The sequence below is a fragment of the Bacillus sp. GW823-FHT06A11 genome, from assembly GCF_058795355.1.
Map to the genome: position 1 here is coordinate 1,435,501 of NZ_JBXAHS010000001.1, position 17,030 is coordinate 1,452,530.

18 protein-coding genes and 2 pseudogenes are annotated in these 17,030 nt (G+C 34.1%); 9 read left to right on the top strand and 11 right to left on the bottom strand.

What is annotated here, in order from left to right:
- The first annotated feature begins 5 nt into the window (after positions 1 to 5).
- Positions 6 to 1,004, top strand: a complete 999-nt coding sequence (dhaQ, locus tag AC1Q8L_RS07250; RefSeq protein WP_000723359.1) for a DhaKLM operon coactivator DhaQ — start codon at positions 6 to 8, stop codon at positions 1,002 to 1,004.
- Between the two features lie 99 nt (positions 1,005 to 1,103).
- On the opposite strand, the gene AC1Q8L_RS07255 is transcribed toward dhaQ, so the two are convergent.
- Positions 1,104 to 1,739: a VanZ family protein gene (locus AC1Q8L_RS07255; protein ID WP_492339416.1), complete on the bottom strand. Its 636-nt coding sequence runs from the start codon at positions 1,737 to 1,739 to the stop codon at positions 1,104 to 1,106.
- 244 nt (positions 1,740 to 1,983) lie between these two features.
- On the opposite strand from AC1Q8L_RS07255, the pseudogene AC1Q8L_RS07260 reads away from it, so the two are divergent.
- From AC1Q8L_RS07260 to AC1Q8L_RS07275, 4 genes and pseudogenes are all read left to right on the top strand, one after another.
- A pseudogene (locus AC1Q8L_RS07260) lies at positions 1,984 to 2,134 on the top strand (IS3 family transposase); the annotation flags it as partial.
- A 145-nt stretch (positions 2,135 to 2,279) separates the two neighbouring features.
- Entirely contained in the window at positions 2,280 to 2,591 is a 312-nt protein-coding gene (locus tag AC1Q8L_RS07265) for an ArsR/SmtB family transcription factor (RefSeq protein ID WP_000433732.1), read from the top strand.
- A gap of 280 nt (positions 2,592 to 2,871) precedes the next feature.
- On the top strand, positions 2,872 to 4,047 hold the full coding sequence (locus AC1Q8L_RS07270; RefSeq protein ID WP_000757909.1) for an MFS transporter: 1,176 nt from the start codon (positions 2,872 to 2,874) through the stop codon (positions 4,045 to 4,047).
- Positions 4,048 to 4,678: 631 nt separating this feature from the next.
- The gene (locus AC1Q8L_RS07275; protein ID WP_000505669.1) at positions 4,679 to 4,789 is read left to right on the top strand and encodes a YjcZ family sporulation protein; all 111 of its coding nucleotides are present in this window, start codon (positions 4,679 to 4,681) and stop codon (positions 4,787 to 4,789) included.
- 59 nt (positions 4,790 to 4,848) lie between these two features.
- Here the strand turns inward: AC1Q8L_RS07275 and AC1Q8L_RS07280 are convergent, their stop codons facing one another.
- The 3 genes from AC1Q8L_RS07280 to AC1Q8L_RS07290 are packed head-to-tail and all read right to left on the bottom strand — an operon-like array spanning position 4,849 to position 6,295.
- Complete coding sequence (locus AC1Q8L_RS07280) at positions 4,849 to 5,220, bottom strand: ATP synthase subunit I (RefSeq protein WP_000620577.1); 372 nt, start codon at positions 5,218 to 5,220, stop codon at positions 4,849 to 4,851.
- A 39-nt stretch (positions 5,221 to 5,259) separates the two neighbouring features.
- On the bottom strand, positions 5,260 to 5,844 hold the full coding sequence (gene pssA, locus AC1Q8L_RS07285; protein ID WP_000042017.1) for a CDP-diacylglycerol--serine O-phosphatidyltransferase: 585 nt from the start codon (positions 5,842 to 5,844) through the stop codon (positions 5,260 to 5,262).
- Positions 5,837 to 6,295 (bottom strand): MarR family winged helix-turn-helix transcriptional regulator, encoded by a 459-nt coding sequence (locus AC1Q8L_RS07290; protein ID WP_000198941.1) that lies wholly within the window; start codon positions 6,293 to 6,295, stop codon positions 5,837 to 5,839. The genes pssA and AC1Q8L_RS07290 overlap by 8 nt, the downstream gene beginning before the upstream one ends.
- 435 nt (positions 6,296 to 6,730) lie before the next feature.
- Between AC1Q8L_RS07290 and AC1Q8L_RS07295 the strand changes: the two genes are divergently transcribed.
- Positions 6,731 to 6,997 carry a YmzC family protein gene (locus AC1Q8L_RS07295; protein ID WP_000400971.1) on the top strand — a complete coding sequence of 89 codons (267 nt, stop codon included), beginning with the start codon at positions 6,731 to 6,733 and terminating at the stop codon, positions 6,995 to 6,997.
- Positions 6,998 to 7,175: 178 nt separating this feature from the next.
- On the opposite strand, the gene AC1Q8L_RS07300 is transcribed toward AC1Q8L_RS07295, so the two are convergent.
- On the bottom strand, positions 7,176 to 7,730 hold the full coding sequence (locus tag AC1Q8L_RS07300; RefSeq protein ID WP_000368844.1) for an HPP family protein: 555 nt from the start codon (positions 7,728 to 7,730) through the stop codon (positions 7,176 to 7,178).
- Positions 7,731 to 7,846: 116 nt separating this feature from the next.
- Positions 7,847 to 8,431 carry a CGNR zinc finger domain-containing protein gene (locus tag AC1Q8L_RS07305; RefSeq protein ID WP_001158447.1) on the bottom strand — a complete coding sequence of 195 codons (585 nt, stop codon included), beginning with the start codon at positions 8,429 to 8,431 and terminating at the stop codon, positions 7,847 to 7,849.
- Positions 8,432 to 8,845: 414 nt separating this feature from the next.
- Here AC1Q8L_RS07305 and AC1Q8L_RS07310 point away from each other — a divergent pair, with 414 nt between their 5' ends.
- Positions 8,846 to 9,385: a DUF4352 domain-containing protein gene (locus tag AC1Q8L_RS07310; RefSeq protein WP_001035582.1), complete on the top strand. Its 540-nt coding sequence runs from the start codon at positions 8,846 to 8,848 to the stop codon at positions 9,383 to 9,385.
- Between the two features lie 103 nt (positions 9,386 to 9,488).
- Here AC1Q8L_RS07310 and AC1Q8L_RS07315 read toward each other — a convergent pair whose 3' ends face one another.
- A complete protein-coding gene (locus tag AC1Q8L_RS07315) occupies positions 9,489 to 9,746 on the bottom strand; it encodes a hypothetical protein (protein WP_000013692.1) in 258 nt (85 codons plus the stop codon).
- Between the two features lie 197 nt (positions 9,747 to 9,943).
- Between AC1Q8L_RS07315 and AC1Q8L_RS07320 the strand changes: the two genes are divergently transcribed.
- Both AC1Q8L_RS07320 and AC1Q8L_RS07325 read left to right on the top strand, forming a co-directional pair.
- On the top strand, positions 9,944 to 10,069 hold the full coding sequence (locus AC1Q8L_RS07320; protein WP_000540377.1) for a YjcZ family sporulation protein: 126 nt from the start codon (positions 9,944 to 9,946) through the stop codon (positions 10,067 to 10,069).
- A gap of 810 nt (positions 10,070 to 10,879) precedes the next feature.
- A complete protein-coding gene (locus tag AC1Q8L_RS07325; protein ID WP_492339417.1) occupies positions 10,880 to 12,262 on the top strand; it encodes an alpha/beta hydrolase in 1,383 nt (460 codons plus the stop codon).
- 95 nt (positions 12,263 to 12,357) lie between these two features.
- On the opposite strand, the gene AC1Q8L_RS07330 is transcribed toward AC1Q8L_RS07325, so the two are convergent.
- The 4 genes and pseudogenes from AC1Q8L_RS07330 to AC1Q8L_RS07345 all read right to left on the bottom strand — a co-directional run bounded on the left by AC1Q8L_RS07330 (position 12,358) and on the right by AC1Q8L_RS07345 (position 16,430).
- Complete coding sequence (locus AC1Q8L_RS07330; protein WP_000631589.1) at positions 12,358 to 12,744, bottom strand: hypothetical protein; 387 nt, start codon at positions 12,742 to 12,744, stop codon at positions 12,358 to 12,360.
- Positions 12,728 to 12,907 (bottom strand): annotated as a pseudogene (locus AC1Q8L_RS07335) (GNAT family N-acetyltransferase); the annotation flags it as partial. The pseudogene AC1Q8L_RS07335 and the gene AC1Q8L_RS07330, both read right to left, overlap by 17 nt.
- A 348-nt stretch (positions 12,908 to 13,255) precedes the next feature.
- Positions 13,256 to 13,579: a hypothetical protein gene (locus tag AC1Q8L_RS07340; RefSeq protein ID WP_001025898.1), complete on the bottom strand. Its 324-nt coding sequence runs from the start codon at positions 13,577 to 13,579 to the stop codon at positions 13,256 to 13,258.
- Between the two features lie 49 nt (positions 13,580 to 13,628).
- Positions 13,629 to 16,430, bottom strand: a complete 2,802-nt coding sequence (locus AC1Q8L_RS07345) for an S-layer homology domain-containing protein (RefSeq protein WP_098395079.1) — start codon at positions 16,428 to 16,430, stop codon at positions 13,629 to 13,631.
- Between the last annotated feature and the right edge of the window lie 600 nt (positions 16,431 to 17,030).

A 17,030-nucleotide genomic window follows, 5' to 3' on the forward strand; every position in this document is an offset into this window, starting at 1 on the left:
AAGCAATGAAAAAGATTATGAATGATGTACAAAATATCGTTCAAGATATGCTGCATGGCTTTTATTTTGAACATAACGACAAAGTAAATTACGATGAAACAAATAACATCATTTATGTAAAAGATATCGAAAAAATGAAGCAAGACGTCGCTATTATAAGCGGCGGTGGTAGCGGACATGAACCTGCTGATATTGGTTATGTAGGAAAAGGTATGCTTACAGCGGCAGTAAACGGCAATATTTTCACTCCGCCTACAGTGGAACAAATTGTAGCGGCAACCCGCCTCATACCAAAAGATAAAAGTATACTATTCATCATCAAAAACTTTAAAGATGACGTAGAAAACTTTCTAGCAGCAAAGCAAATTGCTCAAGAAGAAGGAAGAAAAGTTGACCATATCATCGTAAATGACGATGTTTCAATTGAAGATGATGCTTCCTTTAATAAAAGAAGACGCGGCGTAGCTGGCACTGTTTTCGTTCAAAAAATATTAGGTGCGGCCGCTCTTGAAGGTCACTCTTTAGAAGAACTAACAGCACTCGGCCATTCTATCACTGAAAACTTACACACATTAGGAGTTGCCCTTTCCCCTGCCAACGATCCAGTAAAAGGAAAAGCTTCATTCACATTAAACGAAGATGAAGTGTTTTATGGCGTCGGCATTCACGGAGAAAAAGGTTATCGTAAAGAAGCACTATCCTCTTCTGAAATATTAGCGATCGAACTGATGAACAAACTAAAAAGTATTTACCGCTGGAGAAAAGGAGACAACTTCGCTATCCTTATTAATGGACTCGGCGCAACTCCATTAATGGAACAATACATTTTCGCAAACGACATTCGCCGTTTGTCTGAACTTGAAGGATTGCAAGTGACATTCGTAAAGGTTGGTACGCTGTTGACTTCTTTAGATATGAAAGGTGTTTCGCTCAGTTTGCTTAAGGTAGCGGATTTGGATTGGATGAAGTGGTTGAAGGCGGATGTTAGAGTGGGTAATTGGTAAGTAAAAATCATGATGATAAAAGCCTTTAACTATAACAAGTTAAAGGCTTTTTACAAATTGAAATATCGCACGAGCGTTCAAAAGAAATTCGTAATCACCTCACTGAATGATGACAGGTCTTCCAAATAAAGCTGGATGATAAATTAACATCGCCCCTACAAATGAACACACTAAACAAAAAACAGCCTCGTATTTTATAACTAGAGAAGAGTTGGTATCAAGCTTTTTCCCCTCTCTTCTTAATATCATTTTAAAAGCTCTATATAATAAATATCCAATAATCGCCCCGAGAGTGTTCGTAAATAAATCATCAATATCTGTAATTCTATTATTTAGTAATTGATTTAACTCAATTGCCAATGAAAAAAAGAATCCTGCACATACGGTGTTTTTCATTTTTCTAAAATGCGGCCAAATCATCGGTAATAAAAAACCTAACGGCATAAACAGTACGATGTTCAAAAGATACGTAGTACTACCTGCCGTATCAAATAGAGTCAAATTGATTTGACTTACACGAATCCACGTTTCATATCTACTTATATCCCATACAGTCGCGATCTGCGTCACCCTATACACTAACGAAAGGTAGAATAGAAAAACATATACCCATAGAAAATGCCGAATAGATATGTTTCTTTTCGCTTTAAAATAAAATCCAATTTGAAACACATTACAAAAAATAATCGTAAAAAAATACGTATACAAATAACTAATCAAAACTCCTGTATCCATGTAGAATCCCCTAACTTTACATTTTCATCTATGACTTTGTCTTTTTTAGTCTCCTTCATGATGTAACTCATTTATAGGATAGGAAAAACTTTTAAAATAAAGAGTGGGGTAAACATAAAATTTTTCTTAAATCTTCAGTTGGGTTTTATTATTACTCTTCTTAGGCATCCGCCATTGATAGCTAGGCAACAACATGCTTAAACCTAACAATACTATCATTTTTGCACGTAATCCTCGTAGTACTTTAACCGATAAAGCATATATAAAATCATGTGATTCGTTTGTTCAGTTAAAACATGAAATTAATAAATATATGACGTACTATAATCACTCTTGCTATCAATGGAATTTAAAGAAGATGACTTCTGTTTGCATACAGAAATCATCTTTTTTAGGTTGCCTAACTTTTTTTAAAATGTCCTTTACAAAGGGTACAGATCAAGAGCACCTTATTCCTATTCGAGGGGATCAACTATACCTTCTTCCCTTAAAATCACACAAATCCATTTACAAATCTATAAAAGTAGATATAATATCCTTATGGAACCTTCATTAATTTATAAAGCATTGTCAAATGAAACAAGATGTCAAATTCTATCATGGTTAAAAAATCCAGAAAACCATTTCGACGAAAAACCTTATTTAGAACAAGGGATTAATTTTCAGATTGGAGTGTGTGTAGGAGATATTCAGCTTAAAACTGGCTTAGCCCAATCGGTTATTTCTAGTTATTTATTAACTATGAAAAAGGCAGGACTACTAGACTCTGACCGAATTGGAAAATGGACATATTATCGTCGAAATGAAAAAACAATACAAGCGTTTTCTGAATACGTTCAAAATGAATTATAAAGTAAAAGCAAATAATCAACCTACCATTGATTATTTGCTTTCACACATTCTGCTTTTATATAGCTGCCCAATACATTCTTTTTAAAACTTCGCTACCTATAAAAGAAAGAAACATAGAAAGGAGCATCTTTTTTAACATATCATATCTAGTTATTTAGATATCTGTGTTTGTGTTTAACATTACATAATTCTAATACTATTGACATCCAATCATGCTCATTTCCTTGTTAATAAATCGATTTCACTTTCAAAATAATAAGAAGAATGGAGAGTTTTACAAATGAAAAAAGTAAGTCCTTTACTTATTCTTACACTAGCAATAGGGGTGTTTGGAATTATTACTACCGAGATGGGTATTGTCGGTGTATTACCACAAATCACTCAGAAATTTGGCATTTCAACTGCACAAGCAGGGTTTTTAGTAAGTATATTCGCACTAGTCGTTGCTATTTTTGGTCCGTTTTTAATTCTGCTCGTCTCTAGTATTAATCGTAAAATAATTTTATTAATAGCAATCTTTGTTTTTGTTATTTCAAATATAATTTACGCTTATACAACACAATTTGAAATCATGCTTATTTTTCGTATTTTACCTGCAGCACTTCACCCACTCTTCTTTTCAATCGCTCTTGTAACTGTTGCTAAACTTGTCCCTCCTGAAAAGAGTGGTCAAGCGGTTACAAAAGTTTTCATGGGAATTACGGTTGGCTTTGCACTAGGTGTACCATTAACCTCTTACCTTGCAGATCAATTTTCATTAGAAATTGCTTTCTTATTCGGAGCGCTTATTAACGCCCTTGCATTCATTGGAATACTAATCTCACTTCCTTCTATGCCCGTTAAAGAAAAAATGTCTTTCGGCAAACAAATTCGTATACTCGGCAAACCAGGATTATGGTTAAATATTTTAACTGTCACATTCCTTTTTGCAGCCATGTTTTCCGTATACAGCTACTTCGCCGAATACCTTGCGAAAGTAACTTCCATGAATGGATCGCTCATCAGTATCATGCTATTCATATTTGGTATAGTTATGATTTTAGGCAATCATTTATTTGGTAGTCTTCTGCAAAGAAGCATCGTAAATACAGTAATATCGTTCCCTATTTTCTATTCTATTGTTTACATATTGGTTTATTATTTAGGTCCTTATCTTGTTCCAATGATTTTTATGGTATTCATTTGGGGAATCGTGCATGCTGGTGGATTAATTGTTGGTCAAACATGGTTAATAAGTGAAGCAAGAGAAGCACCCGAATTTGGTAATAGCCTATTCGTTTCATTCTCAAATCTTGGAATTACTCTAGGAACAACTATTGGAGGCTGGTTCATTTCAAACTTAGGTATTCATCAACTTATTTGGAGTGGATTTATATTTACACTACTTTCATTTCTATTAATTATAATAAAACTAAAATTTTTCACTTCTAATAACCTAGCTTCATTATCAAGCTAGTACATTTTCAGTTCCAAACTGGATAAAAAACATTATACAGTGAAACTTTAATCAGCTCTCACCAATCGGGCGTTTATGGGCAGCCCGGCAAATAGTGGGATAAATTCTATATAAAATACTGGTTATTCTTCTTATAAGATTTTATAAACCATAAAGTATGACACTCAGAGCCTTTAGCTATAAATACAAGTTAAAGACTTTTTATATAAAAACAGCTTTAAAAGGTGCTAATTTTATGGAACATCATCAAAATAGAATACTAAAAAAAGGCTCCATTGCTGGAGCACTCAAAAAATAATATAACTAAACGAATTAAAACAAGGAACAGACAATTAAAATATACAAATAAAACATAAATAAATCTATATATATGTAATATTGCATATAAAAATCCTATTTATCACTGCTATAATAAACTTACTCGATGATTGTTATATTATTCATAGGTTAAAAGCAATAAGTTACCTTCTTAACACCAATTTACAAAGAAAAAAGACATCTTAATTGATGTCTTTTTTTATTTTCCAAAGGACCTGCTCAATTATTGCGTAAAAAACATAAAGTAATTTGAATCCGTTAAAATACATGAGTGTACCCTTGTTTTCCCCTCTTATTAAAAGGAGGAACTATTATGGGTTTTGGTGGTAGTTGCGGCGAAGGCTGCGGTTTTGCTGGAGGATTTGCTTTATTAGTTGTACTGTTTATTTTATTAATCATCGTTGGAGCTTCTTGCTTCTGCTAAAAAACTATCAGAAAAGACACTCTTATATGGGTGTCTTTTCTTTATAATAAAGTGAAACTTTATTCCTCCGCATCCCTCATACTGTAATACCCCAAATTAATAATAACCAAGAAATACCCACCCATAATTCCGGCAGCGAATGTCCACATGAATTCATGGTGTTCAATTTCATACATAATAATCGCACCTAGTATTGCGGCTGCAAACCGATTTATCATTCCGAGCATCGGTGCTTTTTCTTTTTTTACAATGCTATCTCCGAACTTTTCAATACGCCTTCCTAAAATCCAGGCGCAGTACATACTCACCAAAAGGCCAATGCTTATCCCTACAAACTGGGCTGAAAAAGGTGTCACGAGCCAGCCCAATAACATTACGCCTAGCAAACAATACATTTGTATGTTAAACGATTTTAGTGCCATACGAATCATGTTATTCTCCTTTATCTTTCTCATTGTAATTCCGTATCATCAGTCCAATCTTCCAGGCTTCAAGCTTTCAGCTATATCTTTTTTAAAATGAGGGAATTTGATTTTGCTCACCATTAAATAAGCGAGTGCGCATGTACCAAACGCCACGGAAACTGGATTCTTTAAAAAACATAAAATGAGGAGACACATTGCCGCAAATGGAATCGGCATGCCGATAAAGGTCGGGAGTTTGCTTTGCTGTGTGTTAAATCTTGCAAGCCGAAGCATTCCGCAAATACTATAAGCAAGCGCACATATCATCCCGATAGACTGCAAATCTTTTAACGAAGTACTATATGCAAGAATAGATGGTGCCACACCGAAGGTCACTAAATCCGCAAATGAGTCTAGCTCTCCGCCTATTTCCGAAACAGAATCAAGTTTCCGAGCGACCATGCCATCAAACAGATCAAGGACCATACCTGTAATAATGAACATAACTGCACCGTACATCTCGTCAACGAAAACAGCATGAATAGCCAAAAGCCCACATATAAAATTTGCTATCGTAATCATATTTGGTATGAAACTCATAATGCACTTCTCCTCCTTTCTACTAATTGCTTCATCTAAGTTCTTACTCATTACAATCAAGATCCTTCTGCTTTTCTTCCAATATCACTTTATTTATTTTCGTTAACGTATCTGTCATTTGCTCTAGGGCGTTTATATCGATTTTAGAAAAATATTTCTCAATTAATACATCATCTAACTCAGACAACCGCTCTATATACTTACTACCGTTTGGACCAAGTGTAAGAAAATACTCCCGTTTATTATTAGGGTTTACTTGTTTTGAAATCATCTTCTGTTTCTCCAATTTCGATAAAACTTGGCTAACGGCACTTTTTGATACATTAAAAGTAGTCGCAATGTGATTTGCCGTCGTGTTTTCATTTAAATTAATATGAAATAGCATGCTCTCTTGCTGTCCTGTAAGACCGAACTCATCTTTTAACTCCTGGAATAGTAAAATGTAGAATTCATTATAAGCTCGGTTCATTTCATTAATTACTTCTTTATACGTTCTAGTCATAGCGTTATTCCTCCATGCTTTTATTTCGCTTAATAGTTAAGTTCACTTAACTTAACTATAGTATACCGTTATGTTCGTGTAAAGGGAAATATCGCTCTACACTTTACTCACAATGATACAAAAAAGAAGACACTCTTCTAAAACAAGTTTAGTCGCTTCTGTCTCACTGCTTTCCTCATCCAAATACTCGGTAAGTCATTCTGAATAATCAAAAAGAAAAACAATTAAATTCCATATAGACCCATTACTGGTTAAAATGTTATAATGGAATCACCCTACATAGTTACTCATAGCCAGACTGAGGAACTAGCGTCTTATTAAGTAATGCGCATAACTAAAATAAAAAAGACACTTTACGGTGTCTTTTTTATTTATATTCCTAGGAATTATCTCTTTTATAAACACACTCTATCAAACAGTAAAGGAGACAAACAGATGGAACATCCTGTTGCAAGAGAATTACGTTTTATACGGGTATGTCTTATCATTTTGATTATTGTCATTGCATTCTGGAACCGGGAGAAAACTGTGGAAATTACTGATCACGGTAGCGATCCTATTTTAAACACCAGCAATATGACCCAAGTTGGTGAGAATACATTTGCATACAAAGATGAATCGAATCAAATTAAAATATTTAAGTTTAATCCAGATACAAATGAAATAAAATTAATAAAAGAGTTTTATGCTAACGAATATTAATTACATGAATTAAATAATTCAAATCTGTAGAAAGCACTTTAAAGTGTCTTTTCTTTATGAACTACAAAGTATGAGGACCCAAGTCATTAGCTGCAATTACGACTAAGGCTTTTACTATATAAAAAATAAAACATAGTAAGAATAGAATACTCACTTAAATTATTTTTCACTTTACAAACTACATCCAAAAAGTTGGATAGCTTCTTTTACTACTCATATTATTAATGAATAAAGCAATAACTACAATAACAACGGAGCCAATTAAAACTGGTGTTACTAAATAACTCCAACTATTTGCCCCTAAAATAACGATAATCGGATCGGCGCCTGCCGGAGGATGCGTCGTTCTCGTTAACATCATAACGGCTATTGCCATCCCCACCGCTAAAGCAATTGTCCAATATTCATTCCCAAACAAATGATATATTGATAGACCAATGAAAGTTGAAATCAAATGTCCTCCAATAATATTACGCGGCTGAGATAATGGCGCATTCCAAACTCCAAACGCTAATACACAACTCGCACCAAATGGAGCCATTAATAATTCTGTAGAGGTTATGCTCGTTAAATATGTTAAGGTAAGAATTGTTAAAAATCCCCCTAGTAGTCCCGTTAAAGAGTCCTTTACATTTACTTGTAATGGGCTTCTTCCTTTCCCTTTCATTTTTGTAAAATATCGTACACTTATTGGTTGAGGATCTTTCTGCTTAGTTGCTGTTATATTATCCATCGTTCTCCTCCTTTATTTACCAACAATTATAACTCGACATAACTAACCTGTAAATATTAATTTAAGGGGTTAGTTATAAAGTACAAAAAAAGAATCAACTGTTATAAGTTGATTCTCTAAACTTCTTCAAATTTTCGATCCTGAAATTTTGCTACCTTTTTCCGGTTCCCACATATTTTCATAGAACACCATTTTCGTTTTCCACTCTTATCTATAAATAATAAAACACAGTCAGGATTTGAACACCTTTTAAGGGAAATAAGCTTATTTTCTGCTATTAACGTTAAAGCGTCAAATGCAATTAACGATGCGAGTACATCCTCGATTTCTCCAACTGGGATAGATACTAGCTGCTGTTCAATGATTTTATATGTAAATGGTGCCTTCTCAATTTGTTTTTCTAAATACGTAATAAAATCATTAGAAATTTCTTGCTGATCAGCAATTGCCTCAAACTGTTTTCTCAATACTTCTCTTACCTCTAATATGCTAGATGTAACTTGATCCATTCGCTTCTGAATTCCTATAAGTGTTTTTTCATTCCAAAAAGGAAGATTAACCTTTATTACATGTAGCCATTCTAATACATCTTCATCTGTTATTAATAAATCATAACGTTGTCCACGCCTAACTAACTCTGTATTTACTAAATCTAATGAGGGATTTCCAGATATAAGCGGGAATTGTTTTGTTTCCTGCATGTACTCATCACCTTCTCTTTAAACAATCATATTCCAGATTAATACAGAAGTGCAACTTTTTTATAAACTACAAAGTATGAAGATTAAAGCCTTTAGCCATAATTACGACTAAAGGCTTTTTGTATGTAAGTAAATGAAAAAGGAGCTACTTTTATGGAACATAATAAAAATGGAATTCTTGCTTTAATTGTTTTATTTTTAGGATTAGCATTTTTTGTAAGTGGAATGGTTTATCATTTATGGGGCTCATTTTAATTTCAACTTTTAGACAGATAAATAATTCGAATCAGAGAAATGCTCAATTTTTCCCTTTTCCTTCCAAAATTAATATAATAAGATATAAAATGTAATACATATACAAATATATATAGCACTCATTAAAAGTGCTTCTATTTTGGAAGGAAGAAACAAACGATGAACAAAAAGTTATTAGCATCATTATTATGTAGCACATTCTTGTTTGGAGTATCAGCTTGCAGTTCACATGATGCGCCCGAGAAAAATGAGCAGGCTACTTCTAAAAAAACAGAGAATAACAAACTTAGCAGCAAGGATCCGCAAAAAGAACTTCCTACCAATGTAGATTCCTCTGATGTATACATGTCAATGGGATCTGCCGAGTCATTAGATGTTCTAGGGACTGGAGAAGTTAAAGCACAAGGTGTCTTTAAAGTATTAGACATCGCCGTTTATAATCGTAAAGAAGAACCCATTACACTAGATATTAACAACTTTAAATTAATTGATGGATTTGGAAGAGAATATCACATTTCCAATGAATATCAGTCAGTACTTAAAGCTGCGAATATCTCCACATTCAAATTTAATATTGTTAATCCTAATGAAAGTTCGGAAGGAAACATTGTATTTGATGTACCGAAAAACACGCAAGGATTAACTTTAAAAATTAATAATGATAAGTTAGATAAAGAACTCCAATTAAAAGTGGAATAGGCCAATAAATGCGTCTCCCTTAACATTCTCTACCGACATAAAAAAGTACAGTCTTTTCTACAGCAGACTGTACTTTTTTATTTATCATTTCACATAACATTCCCTAATTTTTTTGACTAGCTGCTCTCCAATCACGAAAAGATGTTGGGCGTCCAGAAAAAGCTCTTTGCTTTGTAACAGATGGTTTTTCTTCAGGAGTCATTGTTTTTTCTTTAAGAGTCGCTGGTTTTTCTTTAAGCGTCACTGATTTTTCTTCAAGAATAGTCACAGCTGTTTGCATTTTCTCTAACTGTTCTTTCAACAATTGTTGTTCAATCTTTAAATCCGTAAGTAAACGTAAAATCATCTCAGAATTAGCCATAAGATCCTCCTTCCCCCAATACACAGAATAAAATACAATATGTAGCAGACGAAATACCGGTGACAAAAATAAGTTCGTCAACTCTTTTTAACTTCCAAAATCCTTTTATTTTTTTAAGGACCTGCTCCATTCACCCTTAAAAACATAAATTAAATTAAATCCATTAATAAATGGTCTTTATGGAAGGAGGAGTTAATATGGGCTATGGAGGTAGTTGTGGTGGAGGCTGTGGTTTCGGCGGCGGATTTGCCTTACTTGTTGTGCTCTTCATCTTATTAATCATCGTTGGCGCTAGCTGTTGGGGCGGCGGATTCGGCTGCTAAGGAGAGGCACTCTTGAGAGTGTCTTTTTTTTGATATGTGGCTCGTATACATATTGTTCAAATCTATATAATTTTTAAAAATATAGTTTTAAAGCATATTTCTCAATGAATAAAACAACTTAACATGGTAAAATAATATTTGGATGGGAGTCCAATATATTATTAAAATTAAGATGGTTCAAGTCGAAGGAAGGCACCTTAGGGTGTCTTTTCTTTATGACTTCTAACATCAATAAAGGGTGGTACAAACTATTACATATGTTTGTACCACCCTTTATTGATGCGTTTAGACTTCACAGGTTTTGAAGTTTTAGACTTCTCCCTTAGTGTACCCATATTATTAGAACATCCTGTAATCTGTAGACAAAATGTAGCTAATAAAAACAATATTAATAATTTCTTCAATAAATCCTCCTACATACATAAAACACCATATGTTACAAAACAAACATAACATCAACTCTTAATAAAAACAATATAATCCTTGGTCCTTAAGCTATCTCTTAACATAGGAGTACTTCTACATATTCATCAAGCTAAGATTTTAAAATATCCCCTACTTAAGGAATTTGTAAGTATCAAGTAAGAAAAACGAGAGCTTTGTTTCTTATAATCAAAATATAAAGTGAAGGAAGAAAGATTATTTCTGGGATTAATATGCATGTGATAAGAGAAGAAATCTACGTTTTTTTAGAATAATAATATGAGTATGTCCAAGTTTTGGAGATTGCTTGCAAATATTTTTAAGTTTTCGCACCAGAACCCTAATTACCCTACCTGTTTTTTACCATCACATATTGGAGGTTAAAACATGAATAAAAAAAAGAAAATACAAAGATCAGCACTTACCTTTACCCTACTCTTTTCTTTAGGCGTTTCATCTTTCCCGCTTACAACAACTATTCACGCAGATACACGTGAGAAACAATCTGCTGAAAAGAAATTAATCTCTTTAACGGAGCGTACATCATTATTTTTTGAATATCTCCAGCAAGGTAAGTATGCAGAGGCACTACAGTTGACGTCTACTGCTTTTCAATCCAAATTTACAGCAACCACATTACAAAACTGGTGGACACAAAGTGGCTGGAGCGGGATAAAAAGCATGGGAACCCCCGTGATAAAAGAACGAAACTCGGTCCATCAGACGGTGGAAATTCCAGCAGCTACCGAAGGAACTACCATACCGCTACTCCTTAAGTTCACACCTGGCGGGAAAGTAGATGAAATTGGAGAAAGGCCACACGAGGAATATTTTACCATCCCCCATCCTAGCTATGATCAACCTGACTCCTATCAAGAACGTGAAATCGTCATTGGAAATTCTACCTATCCGTTACCAGCGACATTAACAGTTCCGAAACATAAGCGTGGTGAAAAGCTGCCCGTAGTTGTTCTTGTTCATGGTGCTGGCATCCATGATCGCGATAGCACATATATGGGAACTAAAATCTTACGCGACCTTGCGGTGGGCCTTTCATCCAACGGAATTGCAGTGTTGCGCTATGAAAAACGTACCTTAGAACATGCATTAAAGATGAGTGCAGAACCTGTTACGTTAGATCGTGATACTACAGATGATGCTATCTATGCAGCAAAATCAGCAGCGCAGCAGGAAGGCATTGATCCAAATAATATTTTCATTCTTGGACATAGTCTAGGAGCCGGCACAATGCCGCGTATACTGAGCAAAGCGCCTTCCTCACTTGTCCGAGGAAGTATCTTACTCGCACCACCTGCACGCCCTTTGACTGACATTGCCATTGATCAGTATCAATACCTTGGGGAGTCAAAGGAAGTAATCGATGAATTAAAAAGACAGGTCGCTTTTATCCAGGATCCTGCTTTCAATCCTGACCATCCTCCAGCTGGCTACAATTTTGGGTCACCTCATTTTATGTATGATGTTTCTAGGTGGCGTCCAGTTGAAGAAGCACAATCACGAAAAGAGCCTTTACTCATTTTGCAAGGAGCACGCGATTATCAAGTAACAGTAAAAGATGAATATACAAAATGGCAGAAAGGACTTTCAAACCGCGGGAATGTTCAGTTCAAAAAATACCCGAAATTGAATCATTTCTTCACGGAGGGTGACGGGGAATTAAGTCTTCCTAGTGAATACGAAATTCCTGCTAATGTTCCCGAGTATGTCATCCAAGACATTATTACATGGGTTAACGAGACAAAAAAATAAGAAAACATCAAAAGCCTTCATGCAATCATCATTGCGTGAAGGCTTTTTGAAACTAGTGATTCAGAGATAGCTATTATAATGGATCAAAACGAAAATTATATTTTTCTACGTACTAAATAAAACGCTAAGGAACCCATAATAACAGGTGCAACGAAGTCAAAGAAATATGAAAAAGAAAAATTAAAAAGAAAAAGAAATGGTATAAGTGTATAGATAACTGCTAGTCCTATAAATAAAGGAATTCCAAATTGAAACTCTCGACATCGTTTAATTTTCCTATATAAGACTTCCCCAATTAGACAAGCTATAAGAGCTGGTATACTACCATAAGTGACGATAGTTTTTATGAACCCCTGTAAAACGTCTGGGTGAATAAAGCTAGGATTAAAAATATATGAAATTAAGAACCATCCAAAAATAAAAGCAAATAGACTTGCAGCATAACTAACTACAAATTTTATCAAAGTAAGCAACGTAATCATCCTCACAATTCCCTAATATTATCTTCATTTTATCATTTTCTCTTAAAAAGATTCCAAAAGGGTATACTTGCCCTTCAGCTTTCTTTTTTAACGCTTGTTCAAGACGTATTTTTTGATGTTATTCTGTATAAAAACTTCTGGGAGCAACCTGTTCGAAAAATTGATAAAGAATAAGCGATTGAAGGATGAAAACAGAAGACTACAAGGAAAACTGTATGAACAAATATAATGAAACAAGGCTCTTACTTTGTAGTGGTATCCACGAAGTAAAAGCCTTGTTTTTTCTACTCATTTTTTATATCAGTCTTGATTTTCCGATGGAAAGGCACAGAAAATCTACTACAGAAATTGTGATACCTCTAAGATTAACAAATTCTTTAAATTTCTGTGTACTACGTACAAGCCCTCTACTTTTGGCATGTGCCTCTAATTCAGCTCGAACTTGTATTGTATCCGGAGCCATTCTTTCTAAAGCATGCGCAGAATATTTACGATCATTAATTTCGAGTTTTTAAAACTCATTTATTGTAACTGTAAAATGTGGTTTGAATTTTACTTCGATTGTTTTGTTTTCTACGCCACCTTGGACATATAATGAGTCATTACGGGTATAGATTCGTTTCGCCGAATGCATCTTGGTTTCAAAGATGCGTTTATTTTTATAATACAAATTTAATTCAACAGTTTCCTCGTAATAACACATAATCATTACTAATTCAAAGCCTAATTTATCTATTTTATTATATCTATATGCACCTGCACCTGGAATAAAATAATCTTCTGGTTCACTCTCGAATATTTCTAATAATTCATATTCATCATATTGTATATTCAATTTAACAACTCCTTACGTGAATGGGCTCAATCCACTTTATTTATAATATTCACGATTTATTAGGTACAACGGATACAACATCGCCATTATCATTCAATACGACTCTAACATCTTTCCCATCGTATTGCCATAGACCAGGTTTATTTCCAGGTTTTTTAGTAGCATGCTTAATTGTTTCTTCTACTACACTTGGTGTTACACCACGTGGATCAACTTTTTTTAATTCCTCCATGTATTCTTTTGATCCGAATGTGTAACCATTCCTTTCAGCTCTTTCACGTGCACGCTTTGTAAGTTCTGCTCGAACCTGAATTGTATCAGGCGCCATTCTTTCAAGCGCATGTTCAGTATACTTACGCCCATCAATGACGCCGCCACCTCTTGGCATACTCCATCCAATCTCTTCAGTTACCTTTGATACTTTTCCTAAATCCTTCGCTTTTTGCTCTAACTCTCCATATTTACCAAATACTCGACCAATAACTTTAGGAGTGCCACCTACAACTGTAGAAACAGTTCCCCATACATAATCATTCGGCTCATATTTTCTGTCTGTGAAAAATTCTCTTCCATTATAAATTTGTAAACCTTGTTTAATTTGTCCAACAACTGGAATAAAATCAAGCGCCATAGATCCTAATTCATTCGTTCGCTTTTGTTCTTCCAGATATTCTTTCATTTTTTCAGGTGGTACACCAAAATCTTTAAGGCGGGTTGTTAACCCATCCATATTACCAACATTTTTAACAACATTAGACGTATCTATTTTGTAGCCTGAAATCTTATTAGCAGAATCCATCATGTTATTAGCAGCATCTAAACCAGACATAATGTCTGTATGTATTGTTGGAAATGCTTGTTGAGCTTCTGCAACATGCGTTGAAACACTATTAATTAGTCCATCAGCCATTACGGCTTGTTTATGAAGTGATGCCCCAGCCTTCTGTACAGAATCACCAAATTTAAGGAAACTTTGATTTACAACACGTAAATCAGAAGCCATTTGTTTATATTCAGGTAATCTGCTTTTAAACCCTTCATGCATAGCTGTAACTTGCTGTCCGTAGTCCCGAACACCATCTGCTAATTTACTAATTTCACCTTTTGGTAAGGTGCCAACCCATTTTTCTGCTGGTTCAACAAATGTATCATTGATTGTAAGCCAGTATAAATTCGTTTGGTCAACCAGCGCTATCGTGAGTTCAGTTACAGCAGTTAAAGCATCTGCATACCATTCTACCATTTGCTTTTTATACGCCGTCATATCGTTAGCATAATTTTGAAGCTTGATCTTATCTTGTTGTGCTAAATTTTTACCATTTTGTATTTGTTGAATAATATTACCTGAATCCTGATTCGCTTTATCGATAACCATAATACTATCTTTTAGTAGCATTAATTTATGGATTTTCCCAAAATCCTGATTCATCATCTCTAAAGTTGCGATAGTAGAATTGTATTTTTCTCTTACAGCTGGATCAGCTTCTTTTTCATAAATTTTATCTACAGTGTTCTTCAATTCAGATTTTTTTAGTGTGGTTAGTAATTGAGAGACACTTTGTGCAAGTTCACTAGATTCAACTAAAGCCGCATCATCATTTTTAGTTTCTTTTGCTTTTTTATAGCGTTCTGAATATTTTTTTACTAACTCAGTACTCTTTTTTAAATCATCAATATCTTGACGAATTGTATCTATTTTATTAGATAGAGATTGATCAAACACGACTGCAAATAATTTTTGCACAACGTATGTTTGACCATTGTAGTTCACCTTAAACCATAGAGGACCGTCTTCCCCTACTACTTCAAGAATTTCATCCTTTCTAACTTTTATTGGGTCAAATCCCCTTACAACTGTTCTGGATTTGTAGATATTTTGGTCGAGGGATTGGATTGTTATCCACCCTTTTACCATTTTACCTGTTCTATCAAATTGGAATTGTTTTCCTTTGTAGGTTACATCGCCTTTTTGAATCACACCGTTATCGTCTGCATAATACCAATGGGTAGTTTGAGAGAACCATCCTTTTTGTGCAGCTCCACTTACCGTATCAAAATAGTAGTCCTTTCCGTCTACGGTATTCCATCCTGAAGCTAGATTACCATTTTTATCGAAGAGATAGGTATCATCCCCTGAACGTAATAATCCAGTATGTTTCACGCCTGGTTTGTCATAATAGTATTTCTTTTCTCCATCTACAACCCAGCCAACCGATTCATTGTTTTTTATACTTGATGTTGCCATGATTGTCCTATATAAGAACACAGAAAATTGCTCTCTTGTGACAAGTCCATTTGGATTAAAATTGCCATCACCAGTACCATTTGTGATTTTATTCCCAGCTAATATTTTGACATATTCGTTAGCCCAATGACCTTTCATATCCGTAAAGTCAAAATTCCCTTTCGGTTTTAAATCGAATGTTCTGACAAGTACTGCAGCCATTTCAGCACGCGTCATATTATTTTTCGGATTGAATTGTTTCTCTACATTTACGCTAAATATGCCCCGTGCAGTAAGTGCCAAAATTTCCTTTTTAAAATTGCTATCACCAATATCAACAAATGGATTATTGGTACTATCTTGCGGTTTTAAATATCGATACAAGAATGCAGCAAGATGTTCGCGAATAATAGGATCCGTAGCACCGAAATATCCATTTCCGTATCCTGTTATAATCTTATTTTCAGCCATATACATCATTTCTTTATATGCCCAGTGGGTTTTAGGAACGTCAATAAAAGATGATGAATTCACTTGACCATTTTGTTCTGCATACGCTGTTCCTACTGTACTGAATAATAAAATACATATCACAGAACTTAAAAATAATTTCTTAATTGTATTCATAATAGATCTCCTATTCAATTTTTAAAAATATAATTGCAAAATCAGCACTTATTTTATCCTTCATTTACGGCGTTTTATATAATTATCAAATTTCTATTCATACTAATATTTCGCATAAGGACAACCTAAGTCATTCTGTCTAAACAATAATTAGTTCATAAGATGTTTCATGTTTTAAATGTAGTAGCCCGTTTATGGAACCTTCTTAATAAACAGTAAAACCAAGTTTTTTAATTTGAAAATCCCTTAGTCTAAAATTCGCATTATGTTGAAGAGATCCATAATAATACTAATCTCCTTTCTCTTTGACGCGGCCTATTTGATTTAAAACTTCGACTTCCTCTGTAAACATTGGTGCATAGGTAGAAAGTAATTAAAATAATGATAATATAAGTCCTATGGTTTTCTTCATACTCGCATCTCCTTATCAATTCGTAAAAAACTTTTTAATTATATATTAGGTTTAATTACTATTAAAATAAAAAAATATAAATATGCATAATTACATATTTACCTTCTCAATAGAGTGTGCTCTATTGAGAAGCTTACAAGTTATTGATTTTAAAGGATTTAGAGTTTCTCAAATACACTTATCAAAAT

Excerpts from the sequence above, each read along its gene's own strand:
- dhaQ (WP_000723359.1), top strand. The coding sequence starts at position 6 with ATGAAAAAGATTATGAATGATGTACAAAATATCGTTCAAGATATGCTG.
- AC1Q8L_RS07255 (WP_492339416.1), bottom strand. The coding sequence starts at position 1,739 with ATGGATACAGGAGTTTTGATTAGTTATTTGTATACGTATTTTTTTACG.
- AC1Q8L_RS07265 (WP_000433732.1), top strand. The coding sequence starts at position 2,280 with ATGGAACCTTCATTAATTTATAAAGCATTGTCAAATGAAACAAGATGT.
- AC1Q8L_RS07270 (WP_000757909.1), top strand. The coding sequence starts at position 2,872 with ATGAAAAAAGTAAGTCCTTTACTTATTCTTACACTAGCAATAGGGGTG.
- AC1Q8L_RS07275 (WP_000505669.1), top strand. The coding sequence starts at position 4,679 with ATGGGTTTTGGTGGTAGTTGCGGCGAAGGCTGCGGTTTTGCTGGAGGA.
- AC1Q8L_RS07280 (WP_000620577.1), bottom strand. The coding sequence starts at position 5,220 with ATGATTCGTATGGCACTAAAATCGTTTAACATACAAATGTATTGTTTG.
- pssA (WP_000042017.1), bottom strand. The coding sequence starts at position 5,844 with ATGAGTAAGAACTTAGATGAAGCAATTAGTAGAAAGGAGGAGAAGTGC.
- AC1Q8L_RS07290 (WP_000198941.1), bottom strand. The coding sequence starts at position 6,295 with ATGACTAGAACGTATAAAGAAGTAATTAATGAAATGAACCGAGCTTAT.
- AC1Q8L_RS07295 (WP_000400971.1), top strand. The coding sequence starts at position 6,731 with ATGGAACATCCTGTTGCAAGAGAATTACGTTTTATACGGGTATGTCTT.
- AC1Q8L_RS07300 (WP_000368844.1), bottom strand. The coding sequence starts at position 7,730 with ATGGATAATATAACAGCAACTAAGCAGAAAGATCCTCAACCAATAAGT.
- AC1Q8L_RS07305 (WP_001158447.1), bottom strand. The coding sequence starts at position 8,431 with ATGCAGGAAACAAAACAATTCCCGCTTATATCTGGAAATCCCTCATTA.
- AC1Q8L_RS07310 (WP_001035582.1), top strand. The coding sequence starts at position 8,846 with ATGAACAAAAAGTTATTAGCATCATTATTATGTAGCACATTCTTGTTT.
- AC1Q8L_RS07315 (WP_000013692.1), bottom strand. The coding sequence starts at position 9,746 with ATGGCTAATTCTGAGATGATTTTACGTTTACTTACGGATTTAAAGATT.
- AC1Q8L_RS07320 (WP_000540377.1), top strand. The coding sequence starts at position 9,944 with ATGGGCTATGGAGGTAGTTGTGGTGGAGGCTGTGGTTTCGGCGGCGGA.
- AC1Q8L_RS07325 (WP_492339417.1), top strand. The coding sequence starts at position 10,880 with ATGAATAAAAAAAAGAAAATACAAAGATCAGCACTTACCTTTACCCTA.
- AC1Q8L_RS07330 (WP_000631589.1), bottom strand. The coding sequence starts at position 12,744 with ATGATTACGTTGCTTACTTTGATAAAATTTGTAGTTAGTTATGCTGCA.
- AC1Q8L_RS07345 (WP_098395079.1), bottom strand. The coding sequence starts at position 16,430 with ATGAATACAATTAAGAAATTATTTTTAAGTTCTGTGATATGTATTTTA.